The organism is Bradyrhizobium agreste (assembly GCF_016031625.1).
GTDB lineage: Bacteria > Pseudomonadota > Alphaproteobacteria > Rhizobiales > Xanthobacteraceae > Bradyrhizobium > Bradyrhizobium agreste.
This window is the reverse complement of sequence record NZ_JACCHP010000002.1, coordinates 34,877-50,917: the sequence shown is the minus strand read 5'-3', so window position 1 is coordinate 50,917 and position 16,041 is coordinate 34,877. Positions and strand designations below refer to the sequence as shown.

Sequence of the window (16,041 nt, the reverse complement as noted above, 5' to 3'; positions counted from 1 at the left end):
CAGACCCGTAGCCGGCATCAGCGTTCCCATTTGGGCTTGGCTTCGTCGACCGCGTCCTGGTGATACCAGCTGTCGCTGCAGGTCGACACGTTCGCGGGCAGCGAAGCCTGGTCGGCGGGCAGGCGGGTCTCACCGTAGCGGCGTCCGGCGAGGGCCGCACGGCCGCCGACGGGGAATTGGTAGATCTTTGCAGATCCGTGACTCAGACCATTGTTCATCATTGCGATTCTCCTTGGTCGAAGCGCCTTGGCCTCCATGGTGCGCCCGACTCGTTCGATTGTGGTTACTGGAATCCCCATATCGGCCGCGCATTCCGGATTGGAAAGTGCTGAAAAGGAAATCAGTTTCCGCCCAATTTGTAGGCAGGCAGCCTTCTGCATCCTCCAAGGCACGCTGCTGCTGACCAACGCGTGGGCCATTCCGAAGGTTGCTGGGGAGGGGTGGGGGAGTTTGCGAAAGTTGCCGGAGGTTGATGCGCGTTTCATCGGCAATGCACGGGGTGGCGTCCGCTGCTTCTGAATCGGGCGATTTCAGCAGGATCTTTGCAGTGCAGCTTCACGTCAGGGTGCGCGGCTATGACGCATGGTGGCGTGCAGGGCTCGTCCGCGGCGAGGAGGAGCGGGAAGCGGTGGAAAACCGCCCGTAGTGCGGCCTTTTGGCACGCGAAATGCTTGGGAAGCGCCGGCCGATGATGGCCGGGTACAAACGTGCGGGGGCCTCCCGGGCCCCCAACCTTTCGCATCATCTACAGAGAGGCTCAATGACCAAGTACAAGCTCGAGTACATCTGGCTCGACGGATATACGCCGACTCCGAATTTGCGCGGCAAAACTCAGATCAAGGAATTCGCGTCGTTCCCGACGCTCGAGCAGCTCCCGCTCTGGGGCTTCGACGGCTCTTCCACCCAGCAGGCCGAAGGCCACAGCTCCGATTGCGTGCTGAAGCCCGTCGCCGTGTTCCCGGACGGTGCGCGCACCAACGGTGTGCTGGTGATGTGCGAAGTCATGATGCCCGACGGCAAGACCCCGCATCCGTCCAACAAGCGCGCCACCATCCTGGACGACCCCGGCGCCTGGTTCGGCTTCGAGCAGGAGTACTTCTTCTACAAGAACGGCCGTCCGCTCGGCTTCCCCGATGCCGGCTATCCGGCACCGCAGGGGCCGTACTACACCGGCGTCGGCTACTCGAACGTCGGCGACGTCGCCCGCAAGATCGTCGAAGAGCATCTCGACCTCTGCCTCGCTGCCGGCATCAACCATGAAGGCATCAACGCGGAAGTCGCCAAGGGCCAGTGGGAATTCCAGATCTTCGGCAAGGGCTCCAAGACCGCTGCCGACCAGATGTGGATGGCCCGCTACCTGATGCTGCGCCTCACCGAGAAGTACGGCATCGACATCGAATTCCACTGCAAGCCGCTCGGCGACACCGACTGGAACGGCTCGGGCATGCACGCCAACTTCTCGACCGCCTATATGCGCGAAGTCGGCGGCAAGGAATATTTCGAGGCGCTGATGGCGGCCTTCGAGAAGAACCTGATGGACCACATCGCCGTCTACGGCCCGGACAACGACAAGCGTCTGACCGGCAAGCACGAGACCGCGCCGTGGAACAAGTTCAGCTACGGCGTTGCCGATCGCGGCGCCTCGATCCGCGTTCCGCACTCCTTCGTCAACAACGGCTACAAGGGCTATCTGGAAGACCGCCGTCCGAACTCGCAAGGCGACCCCTACCAGATCGCCTCGCAGATCCTGAAGACGATCTCGTCCGTGCCGACCGACAAGAAGGCCGCGGCCTAAGATCCTCCCGGCCCGGGCTGGGGGGCTGGCCCGGGTTGGCTCACAATCCGCCGGAGCGAAAGCTCCGGCGGATTTTTGCATTTCGATGACAGCTGTGGCCGGCCCGGGCGCTGCGAAACTTGTCCATCGCCGTCGAAAGCGGGATAGAGTGCATCCGGACGCGCGCAGGGCCGGGGACACGGCTGGTGATTGAAGGCTTCTACAAGGTGAGATTTCAGCTCGGCGATGCCGTCGGCCGCAGCGTGATGCATGCCGGCAACGGCAAGATGCTCGGCGGCAATTCGGCCTTCGCCCATATCGGCACCTACGAGAAGACCGACAGCGGCGTCGACGTCGTGATCAAGACCGTCCGCCATAACCCCGATCCAAGCTACCGCGCCATGGCGGGCACCGACGATGCAACCCTGATCGCGAAGGGCTGGGCCGACGGCGATCTCTATCGCTTCAAGGGCGAGCTCAAGGAGCTGCCAGGCGTGCCGTTTCAGTCGCTGATGACGCCGATCACCGACGAGGAGGTGCCGATCGCCGGCGGCGTCGGCGAAGGTGGCATCAGCGACGGTCTCTACTCCATCCACCTGCGCATGCTCGACGGCCTTGACGGGGGACTCACCGGGGTGATGCTGCTGAACCAGGGCCGCATCCTCGGCGGCGATGCGGCCTTCTATTATCTCGGCAGCTACACCGCCGCGAAGGGGCGCTGGAAGGGCCAGATCCTCAACCAGGAGCACACGCCGGCCAAGGACGATCCGATCTTCGGCGGCCACGAGGTCGGCATCGGCTTCTCCGGCAGCTACGACGCGGAGCAGGCGGTGCTGGAGGCAACAGCGCTGGCCGGCAAGCGATCCTTGCGCCTGACCGCAGCGCTCAAGCTGTTGCATCGCGCCTGAGCCACGTGAGCCGACTCGAGCCTTGAATTTGCCGGGCCACAGACGCAACGTGACGATCATGCGGACTTTCCTCCTTACCATGCTTCTGGCGCTCGCCGCGCCCCTGACGGCGCAGGCGCAATCGGCCGATCTCGTCTTGTGCGACCGCCTCGCCGCCGATCCCAGCGATCCCGACAAGCCGGCCGACGTGAAGGGCGTCGCGGAGATCGCTTCCGCCGACATCGTAACCGCGATCAAGTTCTGCAGGCAGGCGGCAAACGCCTCGCGCCGCGCGATGTTCGAGCTCGGGCGCGCCTACGCGGCGAACCGGCAGACGGCAGAGTCGATCGCGGCCTGGCGCAAGGCCGCCGACAAGGGATCGAGTGCGGCGATGGTCGAGCTCGGTGTTACCTACGCCACCGGCTCGGGCGTCGCGAAGGACGAAGCGCAAGCGCGAAAGCTGTTCGAGAAGGCGGCGCAGGCCGGCAACCCCCGCGGGGTCAGTAACCTTGCCGCGCTCGGCGCTGCAGGCGGCGCGGCGCCGGCCGACCCCGCCCAGGCGCGCGCGCTGCTCGGCAAGGCTGCCGAGACCAACGCGGAGGCGCAGTACCAGCTCGGCCTGATGCTGTCCGAAGGCTCCGGCGGCGACAAGGACGACGTTGCGGCGCGCGCCTTGTTCGAGAAGGCGGCGGCCCAAAACCATCCCGGCGCGCTGGAGCGGATGGGCGCCTTCGCGGAAGGCGGCCGCGGCGGTGCGAAGGACAAGGACGCCGCCAAGGCCTATTACGAGCGCGCCGCTGCGCTCGGCGACGAGGACGCCAAGAAAGCGCTGGAGCGCATTCGCTGCCCCTATGCCATCAAGGACAAGCAGGGCAAGCTGGTCACCACGCTGTGCTTCTGAACGCCATCGCGGTCGCGCAGTGGCTCACGAACAGAGCCACGATTCGACGGAACCCGGCTCGCGCGGACGCCGTTGACATCCAGACGAAACGGAGCGCGATCATGATCCGCAAACTGGCATCGGGCGAATACCGCCTCTATTCACGCAAGGTGAATCCGAAGACCGGCAAGCGCCGTAACCTCGGCACGTTCAAGAGCCGTGCGGCCGCCGAGAAGCACGAGCGCGAGGTGCAGTATTTCAAGCGTCACTGAGGCGTGAAGGCCCCTTTCCGCAGGGCCGGACATAAAAAGTCGAAAAACAACCCCATGCACAGGAGCCAAGTCCCTGAAATCATTGACTGCGGATTTTACGAAGTGGGGTTTGACCCGTCGGGCAAAACAGGGGCATAATGGCATCATGGCGGGCGGAGGCCCCCGGGCGGTGATGCGCGGAAAAGCCGGTGGTTTCGCCGCGGCGACGATGCTAGGTAGCCCGCAATTCATTTCCGGTTTTGCGGGTTCAGGACGTTGCTGGACGGGCTCTACAAGGTTGAATACGGCGTCAACGATGCGTTCGGTTGCAGCATCATGTGCCTGCACGACGGCAGGATGCTGGGCGGCAATTCGGGCTTTGCGCATCTCGGCACCTATGTCGAGCGCGACGGCGAGATTGTCGCAGAGGTCATCACCGAGCGGCACAACCTCGACCCCAGCTACAAGCCGCTGATGGGCGCCGACGTCGCCTCGATCGGGGCGCGCGGCCGGCTCTACGGCAACCAGATCCGTCTCGAGGGCGGCGCGGACACCATGCCGGGCGCCAGGTTCTGGGCCAACCTCACCCGCCTCGACGACGAGGGGTTGCCGCCGAGCGGGAAGGTCGGACCGGGCGGCATCGCCAACGGGCTCTATGGCATGAAGCTGAGCGCGCTCGACGGCGTCGAGGCCGGACTGTCCGGCGTGATGCTGCTGATCGACGGGCGCATCCTCGGCGGCGATGCCTTCTTCTACTATCTCGGCGCCTATGCCTCGGCGGACGGGCGCTGGAAGGGCGAGATGCTGAACCAGGAGCACACGCCGGCAAAAGGCGAGAACCCCGTGTTCGGCGGCCTCGAGGTCGGCATCGGATTTTCAGGAACCTGCACGGAAGACAGCGGCGAGCTCGAAGGCATCGCGCTTGCGGGGAAGCGAAGCCTGCGGCTGACAGCATCGCTCAAGCTGCTGCGAAAGGCGTAGGGCGCACACTCATTGGCATCGGGTGTCCGCTTCGTGAATTGAAGCAGACCTCGCGCCTCGCCGCGCCCGCATGTGCCTCGTTAGCGAAATCAAGAGCAGCTCCGAAATGGCCTGGTCGTCAGGGTAGACCAATTCACTCGGGAGCCAAACGACGCGATTTACGCGAAGGAGGCGATCTCCCAAATCGAAAGCTGCCGGTGGCCGCGGAACCGGCATTTCTGGGGTGTCGCCAGCTAGGGCCAGATGACCGTCGACGTTTCATGAGGTAGTCTCGACTGCCTAAGCGCTCGAACTGGAACGGGCATTGGCATGACCCGGAAGCTCGCAGCCATCATCGCCGCCGACGTAGTCGGTTACAGCCGATTGATGGGCAGTGACGAGGCAGGGACTTTGGCGGCTCTGAAAACGCATCGACGAGAGCTGATCGATCCGAAGATTACCGAGCGCCAGGGCCGCATCGTCAAGACGGCCGGCGACGGTCTCCTGATCGAATTCCCAAGCGTGGTGGAAGCCGTTCAATGTGCCGTGGAGGTCCAGCGCGCCATGCAGGATCGCAACCGTAACGTGCCGGACGACCATCGCGTCGAGTTCCGGATCGGTATCAATCTCGGCGACATCATCATCGACGGCGACGACATTTACGGTGACGGTGTCAACGTTGCAGCTCGGCTCGAAACTCTTGCCGGCGCCAATGGGATCTGCGTGAGCAGAGTCGTGCACGATCAGGTGCGCGACAGGCTAGATCTGGCCTTCGAAGATCTTGGCGAGCGGCAGCTTAAGAACATCGCTCGGCCGGTGCGCGTCTTCCGGATTGCAGTACCGGCGGTTGGGCTGCGGACCCCATCGGTAAGGCCCACACTTTCGCTACCAGACAAGCCGTCCATTGCGGTGTTACCTTTCACAAACATGAGCGGGGATCCCGAACAGGACTACTTTGCTGATGGAATGGTCGAGGACATCATCACCGCATTGTCCCGCTTCAAAGCGCTGTTCGTGATCGCTCGCAATTCAAGTTTCACTTACAAAGGGCGAGCCGTCGATGTGAAACAAGTCGGGCGCGAGCTTGGGGTTCGGTATGTATTGGAAGGCAGCGTTCGTAAAGCTGCCAATCGAGTGCGGATTACCGGACAGCTCGTCGATACTGCCAATGGCGCGCATCTTTGGGCAAATCGATTTGATGGAGGGTTAGGCGACATTTTCGATTTGCAGGATCAGGTCACCGAAAGCATTGTCGGAGCAATCGCGCCGGCGGTCGAGCAGGCCGAGATCGAGCGCGCCAAACGTAACCCAACCGAGAGTCTTGATGCCTATGATCACTACTTGCGCGGGTTAGCCAGCTCTTATCGAATTACGAATCGGCAAGCTAATGAAGAGGCGTTACGCCTATTCAATAAAGTGATCAAGCTCGACCCGGGGTTTGCATCAGCTTACGGTCGTGCTGCCCTTTGCTATGCCTGGGCGAAGACGAACGGCTGGATTTCATTCACAACCAGCGAAATTACCAAAGTGAAGAAGCTCACGCAGAGGGCTGTTGAGCTAGGAAAAGACGACGTCATCGCCGTCGCCGCGAGCGGATATACGTTAGCGTTTGTTGTCCGCGATCTCGAGGAAGGGGCAGCCTTGATCGACCGCGCGCTTGCATTCAATTCCAATTGGGCGGAGGCATGGTTCTGGGGTGGATGGGTGAAAAACTGGCTAGGCGAGCCGGAGGTCGCGATCGAGCGCTTCGCACGTGCCATCCGCCTCAACCCGCTCGATCCCTCAATTAGCGGAGTGCGAGCGGGGCTCTCGCACGCCCATTTCTTCCTTGGTCGCTACGACGAGGCGGCCTCGTGGGCAGCAATGGCGTTGCAGGATAATCAGGATTTTCAACCTGCATTACGTGCAGCGGCTGCAAGCAGCGCAATGGCCGGTCGATTGGAGCGAGCACATCAATGCCTGCTGCGGCTGCGGCAGCTCAATCCCGCCTTGCGTCTTTCGAATCTCAAGGATTTCTTAGGACCTTACCGACGCGCCGAAGACATCTCGCGCTACCAAGAAGGATTGAGGAGAGCTGGGCTGCCCGAATGACCATCACCGCCTCAGTAGGCGGAGCCGAAACTAGGACGTCCGCGATTGGCCGCTGAGCTGAACATCACGAGAGCTTTCGCCCAATGTCTGCTGTTTGGGGAAGCCGGATGTGACCGACTGATAGGCCGCTGCTGATGCGTTCTTCTACTATCTCGGCTCCTATGCCTCGGCGGACGGGCGCTGGAAGGGCGAGATGCTGAACCAGGAGCACACGCCGGCGAAAGGCGAGAACCCCGTGTTCGGCGGCCTCGAGGTCGGGATCGGATTCTCCGGGACCTGCACGGAAGACAGCGGCGAGCTCGAAGGCATCGCGCTTGCGGGAAGCGAAGCCTGCGGCTGACAGCCTCGCTCAAGCTGATGCGGCGCGCGTAGCACGTCTACGGGCAACGCTTGCGAAAGAGCGCCATTCGTGCCGCGTTGAACGGCGGCGCACCAAAAAGAGAACGCTCTGGTTGGATGCTCGCAGCCGAGCTGGGCGGCCACGTGGCTTGTTCTTCGCTAAGAAGCGCAAGCCACGGCGATGCTTGCCGGCCGGCAACAGCGCAGCGATATGTCGCGGAATCCGACTGGCGCGCGGCGGCTGGTGCGAGATCAGCCGCCACGCGACAGCGCGATCTACCGCGCGGGATCGAGCGCAACCACGGGGGAGAGGGCGAGCTCTGTGATCCCGCGTGCCGCATTGCTGGCGATCTGCTCATCGCGGGCTTCTTGACGCGGCGTGAGGATCGGCGCCGACACGCCGGCGGCAGGCGTCCCCTGTTGCGCGTTCGCCGGGCCCAATATCACGAACTGGTGCGGCGTAATCGGAAAGCCCAGCACTTCATAGGTCGGCAATTCTGCAGCGTTGGCTCCGACTGAGCCCATCAAGAGTGCGGCGGCGGCTGCGATCGACAAACGGTTCCACATGGTAATCTCCCTCGGTAACGGTGGCCTTGACCTCGCAAGCACACTATCTGCCCGCCGCAATGGACCTGTCGGCCCCAGCGTGATAAATTCGCAAAATCGTCGGACCGGGTGTTTTTTGCACCCCGAGCAAAGGGCCGGCGGATATGGCGAAGGCAAAGCTTGCACTGCTCGGCAGCTTCCGGCTCCAGATGGACACCGGTGAGCCTATCCCCTTGGCCACCAAGAAGACGACAGCCCTGCTCGCCTATCTGGCAATGCATCAGGGCGAAGCGCAGGCGCGACCAAAACTTGCGGCGCTATTGTGGGGCGATCACAGTGAGGCGCAGGCCCGCGACAGTTTGCGACAGGCGCTGAGCCTTTTGCGCAAGGCCTTGTCACGGACCTGTCCTGCGGCGCTGATCGCTCAGGAGGACACCGTCCGTCTCGAGCCGACCACCCTCGAAATCGATGCAAAAGTATTCGAGCATCTTATCGAGGAACCCGGCGTGGCGAACCTGGAGCGTCGCGGCACCAGAATTTGAAAACTGGGCAGCGGCGGAACGGCAGCGGCTCCGTGAACTCGCCTTGGAAGGCATGGCGAAGCTGCTCGATCACCACCTATCGGAGGGTGTGATCGAACGCGGCACTCACATCGCAACACGCCTGCTTGCTGCGGATCCTCTGCAGGAGCGTGTGCATCGCGCCCTGATGGAGCTCTATGCTCGGCAAGGCAGACAGGGGGCGGCACTCCGGCAGTATCGGACCTGCGCGGAACTGCTCTCCAAGGAACTGGGAATTGAGCCAGACGCGCAGACCAAGTCATTGCACCGCCATCTCCTGCGAGAGTGGAACCGCAGGGAGTCCGGACCCTCGATCGTGCGAAGCCCGGTGCGAGAGGGGCCCGCCAGCCGGATCCGCGAGAGTCCGCGAGCTACGGACGTTTTGGACGGAAGCACTCCGCCACGGCTGAACGCGAATGCCGCGCCGGGTAACTTGCCTGTCCAGGCAACGAGCTTTCTGGGGCGCGACAGAGACCTCGCAAGGGCAGGCGGGATCATGTCCGGCGCACGGCTGGTGACGCTGACCGGCCCCGGCGGAATCGGCAAGACACGGCTCGCACTTGAGCTGGGGGCGAAGTTGCACGACAAGTATGCGGACGGCACATGGATGGTGGAGCTTGCCGCATTCGACGATCCGGGTGCCATCGGTCACGCCGTCGCAGACGTCTTCGGCATCACGCAACAGGCCGGGAAGACCATCGAGCAAAGCGTCGCTGATGCACTTGCCAGGCGAAACCTGCTTCTCATTCTCGACAATTGCGAGCACTTGATCGATGCGATAGCCGGTCTTGCACGGGAGATCCTGTCGAGATGCCCGCATGTCAGCCTGCTGGCGACCAGCCGGGAGATGCTGATGCTCGATGGCGAACGGACCTACCCGGTGCTGCCGCTCGAATGCGGCGACGGAAGCGATGCGCCAGCGGTTCAATTGTTCGTGGAGCGCGCGCGATTCGTCGAACCACACTTCGAACTTAATGGTGACGGTGACACGGTCTGTGAAATATGCCGCCGCCTCGATGGGATCCCACTGGCCATCGAGCTTGCAGCCGCACGAACGCGGACAATGAGCCCCTGTCAGATCCGCGATCGCCTGCATGAACGCTTCCGCCTGCTCACCAGCGGGCCGCGACGCGTCTTGAAACGACACCAGACGCTGCGCCACGCGGTCGAATGGTCGTATGACCTGTTGTCGTCATCCGAGCAGGCGGTGCTTTTGCGCACATCGGTATTCTCCGGAGGTTTCGGATTGGAGGCTGCCGAGCGCGTCTGTTGCGGCGGCGACATCGCAGCCGGCGATGTTCTCTATCTCCTGGACTCGCTGGTGCGCAAATCGCTGCTCAGCGTCAAACGGGTCGGGAATGCAGTTCGCTACAGCGCGCTCGAAACCATCCGGCAGTTTGCCGAGGAGCGGCTCGCGATGCTGGGCGAGGCCGAGATCTTTCGGCGTCGCCATGCCCAATTCTTCGCGGAGGATGCCGAGACGCACCACAGGATTTGGCGAAGCCCGCAGCAACTGATGGCTTATGCCTGGCTCGATCAAGAGGTGGACAATCTGCGCGCGGCGTTTCGGTGGGCGAGCAGTCAGGACGATATCGATGTTGCGGCCCGCATCGCATCCAGGATTCCGGGCATGGCAGTTCTCCGGGTGCGCAGCGAACCCCTCAACTGGCCGATGGAGATCGTCGATGCCGCAAGGCGCGCCGGCCATCGCCGGCTCGGCGCCCTGCTGACTTACGCGGCGAAAATGGCCTGGAACCTGGGGCGCGTTCAAGAAGCAACGCGCTACGCCGAAGAAGCGATAGCGCTGATGGGCAACGCCAACTTTGATCCGCCGGTGTGGGCATTCGCCGTTCTCGCCATGATTGCCTCCCGACAAGGCCACGCCGAAAGCGCTGTCAAGTTTGCACGTGCCGGCGCCGAGCACCCGGCAGACCGGCGCGAGAGGCAATGCCTGGCGACGCTTCCTTTCTACCTCGCCATGGCCGGTGCCCATGAGGAGGCAATGGCGATTGCCGACGACATCCTTGACAAGGTTGCGGCCGCCCGAACTCCAAGTACGCTGATCGCGGCGCTGTTCTCCAAGGGAAGAGCCTTCAGCAAAGCCAACCCAGGGCGCGCCTTGGATGCATTCGAGGCAGCCCTTGCTCATGCAAGGACATCCGGTAACCGCTACTGGGAGATCGTCATCATCCCCGCCGTCGCGGAGCTGCAAGTGCGAAGCGGCGATCCGGTCAAGACGTTGCGAACCCTGCCGCGAATGCTCGAAATCTGGAGCCAATCAACAGAGATCGGGCTTGCGACCCTCACGACCGCCACGCTCATTCTGCTGTTTGATCGGCTCGGCCATCCGACGGTCGCGGCCACGCTCAGCGGAGCCCTTTCCCAAATGATCCCATCCACCAGCTTTTTCCAGGAGTTGCCCGACACCCTCGCCAACGTTCGTCAGGTGCTGGGCAATGCTGCCTTCGCGGAGGCCAAGCGGCGTGGTGCGGCGATGACTCACCGCGAGGTGGTCGATTATACGGCAAATCAGGTCCAGCACGCGCTGGGCGCGCTGGGCGCATCAAAGGCCGAATGTCGATAGGCGGGTTTCTGAGACGCAAGGCTCAGAAAGCAGTACTTCTTTGCGCCAGGCCTCCAGCGGCCGGGATCGCGGCGCTAAACTCGTCTGCCGCCTTTGAACGAAGCCCGCTCGATCAAGAAATCGTCTAGTTTCCGGCCGCATCGAAGCTGCGGTTGCAGCCAGCGAGGTGGCCTACCGCGACCCGACCACGTTTCTGCGGGGTTGTTCGGATTACGATATTTGGGACGGACCGGCGGATATGGACGGCGCTTGCGATCGAACCGTTTGGCCTCATTGGCGAGTCCAATCTTGTGGAGCCGTTCCTCCAATCGTGCTTTTTGCACCAGGATCTTCTCAGTAAGGCTGGCCGTAACCTGCTGGTGAACTATCCAGAGCTCGTCAAGCGAAAGCGAATTAAATTGCGCGGCATTCATGGCACGATCCGGTTCTGGTGAGAAGGCCAGTCACACAAGCCGCAAAATGAAGGGACGGACAACCCGAGATTTAAATATTACCTGCACAATCCACATTAAAATTCGAGCTAGCAGGAAGAAGAGCGTGACGGCGAATATGTCATGGTGGAACATTTAAATTTAAGAAGGTGCGCACCGGACCTGGGGCTTCGGCGACGCCGCCGGCGCTCGAACTCAAGGTGGCTGATGCCGCTTCAGAGCTCTGTACGCGCGCCGCCCCGACGGGCGCCCCGACAGGGGCGGTGAGATTGCGCCCATCGAGAGGGCGATACGCGGCGCACGTTACCTGACGCGCCGCCGAGATCCATGAGTTCAGAGGTTCAACGTCGAGCGGAAATCCGTGCGATCGCTCAATCTTGAACAGACGGCCGATCTCGCCGCCGAGTTAGTTTGCGGCTCTTACTCCGCGACCTAGTCCGACACGTCGTCTTCGGCCGAGTGTTCTGGCCTCTACGCGCCGGAGCTTGCTTCGAAGCTTTTCAAGCTCTCTAAGCTCCGCCACAAGAGCGTGGAGTCGCTCGCTCAGAACAGCACAAGTATAAACTTGACGCATACTGGACATGGCGCGCCTCGAAGCAGTTCATAAAGGAAAGGAGAAAATTCAGTCGACCGAGCCTCAGTGAGCCAGAGCAGTGGCCGCCAAATGCTCCCAATACTCAGCCTCAGCGAGCAGCTTCCAGCTTCTCTCGGGATGGCGCGCGGCAGTCTGTCGGCAAAGCAACGCCATTGCGCGAAATCGGCGGGCAACTTCCATTCCAGCCTCCCATATATTTTGTTTTTCAACATATATTGTTTAATGTTGCGCCGGAGTCATCATCATTATGAATCATAATCAAAATTATCGTTTAAAGGCGCTCAATTAGGGTTCTTCGAGCGAATTAACGGGCATCTGTTTCGATTCGGACTTCGTATTGGTTTCGAATGACGTGCTGGGTTCGTGTTGCGAGTTAAGGCGCCTCGCCGCGCGATTGTGCGCTCGTCAGGAGCCTGTGGCCCAGCAAAACAAGTGAGTTGATCAGACTATCGGTGGGGCGCAGTGATTTGCGCGAGGCGATGACCCATCTAACAAGCCTCGCCGATCTCGCGGTGAGTATTGATCCGAGCGTTCGCAGAACTCGTCGTTGGTGGTTGCGGCGGACCCGAGATTGACGGGAGCGCAACGACTTCGTGGTGAGCTGTTAGCCAGTATTTTTGACCGCCTCAGCCAGAATGGCGTAAAGCTGCTGCCTGCTTAATTCCTTTGGCTGCTTCCTCTCTGCGGTACTCGAGGACACCTTCTGCGCGATTGGACCGGCGCAGGCTGCCGACGACGGCCTCAGCTTCGGGGCCGGTCTTATCTGGGGCCTTGCTGTGGGCGGCTTGTGGCCGCGCTTCAGGCCCAGACGGTTCAGCATACCGCAGACCGCGTTACGACTGCAGCCGAGGTGGCGTGCAATCTGTGCCGCGCTCAGTCCTGCGGACCAGAGCTTCTTGAGAAGCGTTATGTCGTTCGCATCCCAGCCCATGGGAGATATTATAACGCCGACTGCCGGACTCGGACTAGTCTCTCGTCTTCAATCTTCGTCCGGCTCGCGCACGACCGCCGGTTCGTCATCATCGTCTTGCTCGTCCTCGTCCTCGTCTTCGTCCTCCTCGTCGTCATCGGGATCCCTGGGTGGCATCGCGATGCGCATCCGCATGAGCAGTGTCCAGCCGATGGCTGTGGTGGAAAATGCTTCGGAGGTGTGTTGCTTCATGCCACTGTGCTCCTCGAAAAATACGCGCGCTTGTAAATTCTTGGCCGGCGAATGCATGTGGCAGGGCGCGATCGCCGCAAGCGCGATGCGGGTCAGGTAGACTGCATCATCAGCGGGCGGCAGGCCATGCGACAGGCAGCACTTTCGGCTACTTGATGCCCGAGGCCCCATTGGCCTCTATGTTCACCAAAACTTCGCCGGCAGCGATCTCGGGAACGCCAAGTTCGAGGTCAGGTAGACTGGCTTGAACGAATGCCAGTATCTTGGCGTTCGCTGCGTTGGCGCTTTCCCGGTCGTCAAATATCATCACGGCGATACCGATACCGTCGCCCGCGTCCAGCACATAGTAAGATCTGAATCCTGGCGATTGCCTCAGGATCTCACCAACGCCGCTCTTAGCGCGACGAGCGGCGTCCGCTACCGAACGAACCCTGCTGTACTTGCGAATGACCATGTACATTGGGTCACCACGCGCCATTCGCCCCTTCGCATCAAAGCATTTCGGTCCCGCTCGGGCTAGTGCCAACTTCGGCGATGGGCCACAGCGTCCGGCTGGGCGGACCGCACAACGCTCCTTTCCAATGAGCCATCCTCGCCCGAGAGGGGGCGAGGTGCTGAGGCTCAGGAGCCCTCGAACTTGAACGACACGTTGAGCTTGGCGCGAAAGGCCTCGACTTTTCCCTTGTCATCCAGTTGCATATCGAGCTTGACGACCTCCGCAATGCGAAGATCTCGGAGAGATTTAGCAGCTTGCTCGACCGCATTGGCAGCCGCCTTCTCCCATGACTCGGTGCTGGTACCGACCAGTTCGATGACCTTGTAGACGCTATCGGGCATTTTCGTCCTCCTTGTCGGTAGGAGCAGGAAGTCTAGCATCAGGAACTCGACGCTGATACGTCCAAGGGAATGCCGCGGAAAGGGTCCGACTGGCTGTCACTTTCCTGTTCGGCCCAAAGAAGAACTCGGGTTGTCCCGTCGGAGATTACCTTCGCATTTTCAGCCCGGATGGACGCGGTCATGGAATCTCCGTTCGCGCCCGCTGACTTGCGAATATAAATCTGCGCGCCAATGTCGTCATTGCCACCAAGGTCAAGGTCTCTCAGTCTCGACGCTGTAAATACGTTTGACGGCGCCAGGAAGAGGGGACTGCTGTCCATAGAGTAATATCAGAGTAATATCCCGCTGCACGACTTTGGCGTTGAGCCGATTTGTTCTGGGTGGTACGTTCCAGCGACATCATTGCCTCGAAGGGCTGATGGGGCAGGCGGGTTATCAGGCTTACGGACTGCCGCCTGCCATTTGGAAATTGGAATACTCTAGCCATAGGCCCCGCCTCCGGACGCATTTCAAAAGTCGGCCGGAGAATGTTGATCGACGTCATTTTCCTCCGTTCTTCCCATTGACTCGGAGGCGGGCTTTTCTGTCCAACGAGAAAAAGCCATCGCCATGTCTACTTTCAGAAGCCGAGCCCGGTGCGCGGTGGGTAGTGGCCGTTCAAGCGCAAGGCGAGTTTGCAGCTACGTTTTGGCTTGCATGCTCCAAGCCGCCTGCGTCATTCCCTTCGCGAGCACCGCGTCCGCTCAATGTGCAGCCCGCGATGTCTTGCAGAACCCGCTCAAGACGCGCTTGGCCCCGGCGTCCGAACAGCCTATCAGGTCCGCTCGCGACGTTGCGACCTGGAAGACGATTGCGATAGGTACCTTTGCCAACTCACTTGCCTTAAGCAACGAGCTCGCTAGCAGGGGCTGCAGTGTCGGTGGTCAGGCTGCAGAGATCCTTGCTCGGCCGACGTTCACCGTTAGCTCTCAGAAGACAAATGTCGAGCTCGTCCATTTGTCGCCTGCGCAGCTTGGGTTTACCTCCGATACCGTAACCCTGGCCAACGTATACGCACGGGCCCAGCAGCTCGGCTTCAGACTTGCTGCTGCCGAAGTGGGCCCGCAATTGCGCATCCAATATTTCGACCAACCTGTCGGCGAATTTCTCATCATCGGAATGGAGCCGATCAAGACATGGAGCGGCGTGCCGATTATTCTGAATGTTGCAAATGGCGGCGCTGGATTGATCCTGATCGGCCAGGATGGTCGAGCCGAGGCGGATATACCCGTTACCTCCCGTTTCATTTTCGTCCGATCCCATCAACCGGCAGCTAGCAGCGAAGTCGTCGGGTCAGTCGCAGCATTCTTGCCGCCGTGACAGATTGAGGCTGCTTGGGATGGACATTGCAATATCCCCGCAGAACAAGCTGGGATCGCTGCTCTTACAGGCCGGCGTGGTCCCGAAGCGGCCGAGACCGGGGAGCTTGAGCGCCGGGCGTCGGATGTCGAGCCCGAGCACGGCGCCGAAGAAATTGATCTCCAGGCCTTCGACCCAGCCGATGGAAAAGCCGACATATCCGGCAAGCGAAGCATAGATGCCTGTACCTGAGGCCGTCAGCCCGACCCATTTGCCCGTGTACGGGAAGTCCTTGCCGATTCCGGTCGGGGGCAGCACGGCTCGGAGCTCGGGAACGGCATCGAGCGCCGCCTGCACGAAGGTGTTCGAGTTGGGACCGGGCCAGACGCTGTAATCTCCATAGGACCGAAACCGGTAGTTTTCGATCACGTATCGGATTTTCGGGATCAGCGCCTCGGCGCGCCGCCGCTCGCGGCGACAATAATTTCTGGCGCAGCGCCGAACCACCGTCCGTCCGGCGCGAAGCCGTTGGTGCGGATCGGCTCGCCCCACGCGGTTTAGTCATAGCGGGTGTAGGTCGGCGCATCCTTCTCTTTCACGACGATCCAGGTGTGAACCGCGAAAATGCTGCGCCAACGCACCGTTCTCGCCCCGAAGAGATCAGCAAGGGCTTCTTCAAGGGAGTGATGCGGCGGGCGTTTGACAACCATATAGTTCGCATCAAGGCCGCCGCCAGAGCCGAAGGCGCTGAGATGCCGCCGAGCTTCGGCCGTGGCGCGGAGCGATAACGAGCGAATTGGCCCGAT

Annotated in this window: 17 protein-coding genes and 2 pseudogenes; 11 read left to right on the top strand and 8 right to left on the bottom strand. The window is 61.4% G+C overall.

Annotation, left to right across the window (positions count from 1 at the left end):
- Positions 1–17: 17 nt before the first annotated feature.
- Complete coding sequence (locus HZZ13_RS02885) at positions 18–221, bottom strand: DUF2735 domain-containing protein (RefSeq protein WP_036000384.1); 204 nt, start codon at positions 219–221, stop codon at positions 18–20.
- Here HZZ13_RS02885 and HZZ13_RS02880 point away from each other — a divergent pair.
- From HZZ13_RS02880 to HZZ13_RS02845, 8 genes and pseudogenes are all read left to right on the top strand, one after another.
- Positions 211–519 (top strand): hypothetical protein, encoded by a 309-nt coding sequence (locus HZZ13_RS02880; protein ID WP_197958160.1) that lies wholly within the window; start codon positions 211–213, stop codon positions 517–519. The two genes, HZZ13_RS02885 and HZZ13_RS02880, sit on opposite strands and share 11 nt — an antisense overlap.
- Before the next feature lie 241 nt (positions 520–760).
- Positions 761–1,795, top strand: coding sequence for a glutamine synthetase beta-grasp domain-containing protein (locus HZZ13_RS02875; RefSeq protein WP_197958159.1), 1,035 nt, complete (start codon positions 761–763; stop codon positions 1,793–1,795).
- A 185-nt stretch (positions 1,796–1,980) separates the two neighbouring features.
- Positions 1,981–2,682 carry a GrlR family regulatory protein gene (locus HZZ13_RS02870; RefSeq protein WP_197958158.1) on the top strand — a complete coding sequence of 234 codons (702 nt, stop codon included), beginning with the start codon at positions 1,981–1,983 and terminating at the stop codon, positions 2,680–2,682.
- Between the two features lie 58 nt (positions 2,683–2,740).
- A complete protein-coding gene (locus HZZ13_RS02865; protein ID WP_197958157.1) occupies positions 2,741–3,562 on the top strand; it encodes a tetratricopeptide repeat protein in 822 nt (273 codons plus the stop codon).
- 101 nt (positions 3,563–3,663) lie between these two features.
- Positions 3,664–3,813, top strand: coding sequence for a hypothetical protein (locus HZZ13_RS02860; protein WP_007609497.1), 150 nt, complete (start codon positions 3,664–3,666; stop codon positions 3,811–3,813).
- Positions 3,814–4,068: 255 nt separating this feature from the next.
- On the top strand, positions 4,069–4,773 hold the full coding sequence (locus HZZ13_RS02855; protein WP_197958156.1) for a GrlR family regulatory protein: 705 nt from the start codon (positions 4,069–4,071) through the stop codon (positions 4,771–4,773).
- Positions 4,774–5,082: 309 nt separating this feature from the next.
- Complete coding sequence (locus HZZ13_RS02850; protein ID WP_197958155.1) at positions 5,083–6,843, top strand: adenylate/guanylate cyclase domain-containing protein; 1,761 nt, start codon at positions 5,083–5,085, stop codon at positions 6,841–6,843.
- Between the two features lie 133 nt (positions 6,844–6,976).
- A pseudogene (locus tag HZZ13_RS02845) lies at positions 6,977–7,215 on the top strand (GrlR family regulatory protein); the annotation flags it as partial.
- A gap of 243 nt (positions 7,216–7,458) precedes the next feature.
- Here HZZ13_RS02845 and HZZ13_RS02840 read toward each other — a convergent pair.
- Positions 7,459–7,749, bottom strand: coding sequence for a hypothetical protein (locus tag HZZ13_RS02840; RefSeq protein WP_197958154.1), 291 nt, complete (start codon positions 7,747–7,749; stop codon positions 7,459–7,461).
- A gap of 143 nt (positions 7,750–7,892) precedes the next feature.
- Here HZZ13_RS02840 and HZZ13_RS02835 point away from each other — a divergent pair, with 143 nt between their 5' ends.
- Together HZZ13_RS02835 and HZZ13_RS02830 are read left to right on the top strand one after the other, a co-directional pair.
- The gene (locus HZZ13_RS02835; protein ID WP_197958153.1) at positions 7,893–8,270 is read left to right on the top strand and encodes an AfsR/SARP family transcriptional regulator; all 378 of its coding nucleotides are present in this window, start codon (positions 7,893–7,895) and stop codon (positions 8,268–8,270) included.
- A 52-nt stretch (positions 8,271–8,322) separates the two neighbouring features.
- Positions 8,323–10,872, top strand: coding sequence for an ATP-binding protein (locus HZZ13_RS02830; protein ID WP_246504284.1), 2,550 nt, complete (start codon positions 8,323–8,325; stop codon positions 10,870–10,872).
- A 74-nt stretch (positions 10,873–10,946) separates the two neighbouring features.
- Here the strand turns inward: HZZ13_RS02830 and HZZ13_RS02825 are convergent, their stop codons facing one another.
- The 5 genes from HZZ13_RS02825 to HZZ13_RS02805 form a co-directional block, all read right to left on the bottom strand.
- Complete coding sequence (locus tag HZZ13_RS02825) at positions 10,947–11,285, bottom strand: H-NS histone family protein (RefSeq protein ID WP_197958151.1); 339 nt, start codon at positions 11,283–11,285, stop codon at positions 10,947–10,949.
- A 1,217-nt stretch (positions 11,286–12,502) separates the two neighbouring features.
- A complete protein-coding gene (locus HZZ13_RS02820; protein WP_197958150.1) occupies positions 12,503–12,829 on the bottom strand; it encodes a GcrA family cell cycle regulator in 327 nt (108 codons plus the stop codon).
- 48 nt (positions 12,830–12,877) lie between these two features.
- Positions 12,878–13,060, bottom strand: a complete 183-nt coding sequence (locus HZZ13_RS02815; RefSeq protein ID WP_197958149.1) for a hypothetical protein — start codon at positions 13,058–13,060, stop codon at positions 12,878–12,880.
- Positions 13,061–13,208: 148 nt separating this feature from the next.
- Positions 13,209–13,520 carry a hypothetical protein gene (locus HZZ13_RS02810; protein WP_197958148.1) on the bottom strand — a complete coding sequence of 104 codons (312 nt, stop codon included), beginning with the start codon at positions 13,518–13,520 and terminating at the stop codon, positions 13,209–13,211.
- A 161-nt stretch (positions 13,521–13,681) separates the two neighbouring features.
- Positions 13,682–13,897: a dodecin family protein gene (locus HZZ13_RS02805; protein ID WP_197954753.1), complete on the bottom strand. Its 216-nt coding sequence runs from the start codon at positions 13,895–13,897 to the stop codon at positions 13,682–13,684.
- Between the two features lie 696 nt (positions 13,898–14,593).
- Here HZZ13_RS02805 and HZZ13_RS02800 point away from each other — a divergent pair.
- Positions 14,594–15,256, top strand: coding sequence for a hypothetical protein (locus HZZ13_RS02800; RefSeq protein WP_197958147.1), 663 nt, complete (start codon positions 14,594–14,596; stop codon positions 15,254–15,256).
- A gap of 81 nt (positions 15,257–15,337) precedes the next feature.
- On the opposite strand, the pseudogene HZZ13_RS02795 reads toward HZZ13_RS02800, so the two are convergent.
- A pseudogene (locus tag HZZ13_RS02795) lies at positions 15,338–16,032 on the bottom strand (DUF3750 domain-containing protein); the annotation flags it as partial.
- Positions 16,033–16,041 lie beyond the last annotated feature (9 nt).

Excerpts from the sequence above, each read along its gene's own strand:
- HZZ13_RS02815 (WP_197958149.1), bottom strand. The coding sequence starts at position 13,060 with ATGAAGCAACACACCTCCGAAGCATTTTCCACCACAGCCATCGGCTGG.
- HZZ13_RS02850 (WP_197958155.1), top strand. The coding sequence starts at position 5,083 with ATGACCCGGAAGCTCGCAGCCATCATCGCCGCCGACGTAGTCGGTTAC.
- HZZ13_RS02830 (WP_246504284.1), top strand. The coding sequence starts at position 8,323 with ATGGCGAAGCTGCTCGATCACCACCTATCGGAGGGTGTGATCGAACGC.
- HZZ13_RS02885 (WP_036000384.1), bottom strand. The coding sequence starts at position 221 with ATGATGAACAATGGTCTGAGTCACGGATCTGCAAAGATCTACCAATTC.
- HZZ13_RS02825 (WP_197958151.1), bottom strand. The coding sequence starts at position 11,285 with ATGAATGCCGCGCAATTTAATTCGCTTTCGCTTGACGAGCTCTGGATA.
- HZZ13_RS02865 (WP_197958157.1), top strand. The coding sequence starts at position 2,741 with ATGCGGACTTTCCTCCTTACCATGCTTCTGGCGCTCGCCGCGCCCCTG.
- HZZ13_RS02800 (WP_197958147.1), top strand. The coding sequence starts at position 14,594 with ATGCTCCAAGCCGCCTGCGTCATTCCCTTCGCGAGCACCGCGTCCGCT.
- HZZ13_RS02820 (WP_197958150.1), bottom strand. The coding sequence starts at position 12,829 with ATGGGCTGGGATGCGAACGACATAACGCTTCTCAAGAAGCTCTGGTCC.
- HZZ13_RS02860 (WP_007609497.1), top strand. The coding sequence starts at position 3,664 with ATGATCCGCAAACTGGCATCGGGCGAATACCGCCTCTATTCACGCAAG.
- HZZ13_RS02805 (WP_197954753.1), bottom strand. The coding sequence starts at position 13,897 with ATGCCCGATAGCGTCTACAAGGTCATCGAACTGGTCGGTACCAGCACC.
- HZZ13_RS02840 (WP_197958154.1), bottom strand. The coding sequence starts at position 7,749 with ATGTGGAACCGTTTGTCGATCGCAGCCGCCGCCGCACTCTTGATGGGC.
- HZZ13_RS02875 (WP_197958159.1), top strand. The coding sequence starts at position 761 with ATGACCAAGTACAAGCTCGAGTACATCTGGCTCGACGGATATACGCCG.
- HZZ13_RS02810 (WP_197958148.1), bottom strand. The coding sequence starts at position 13,520 with ATGTACATGGTCATTCGCAAGTACAGCAGGGTTCGTTCGGTAGCGGAC.
- HZZ13_RS02835 (WP_197958153.1), top strand. The coding sequence starts at position 7,893 with ATGGCGAAGGCAAAGCTTGCACTGCTCGGCAGCTTCCGGCTCCAGATG.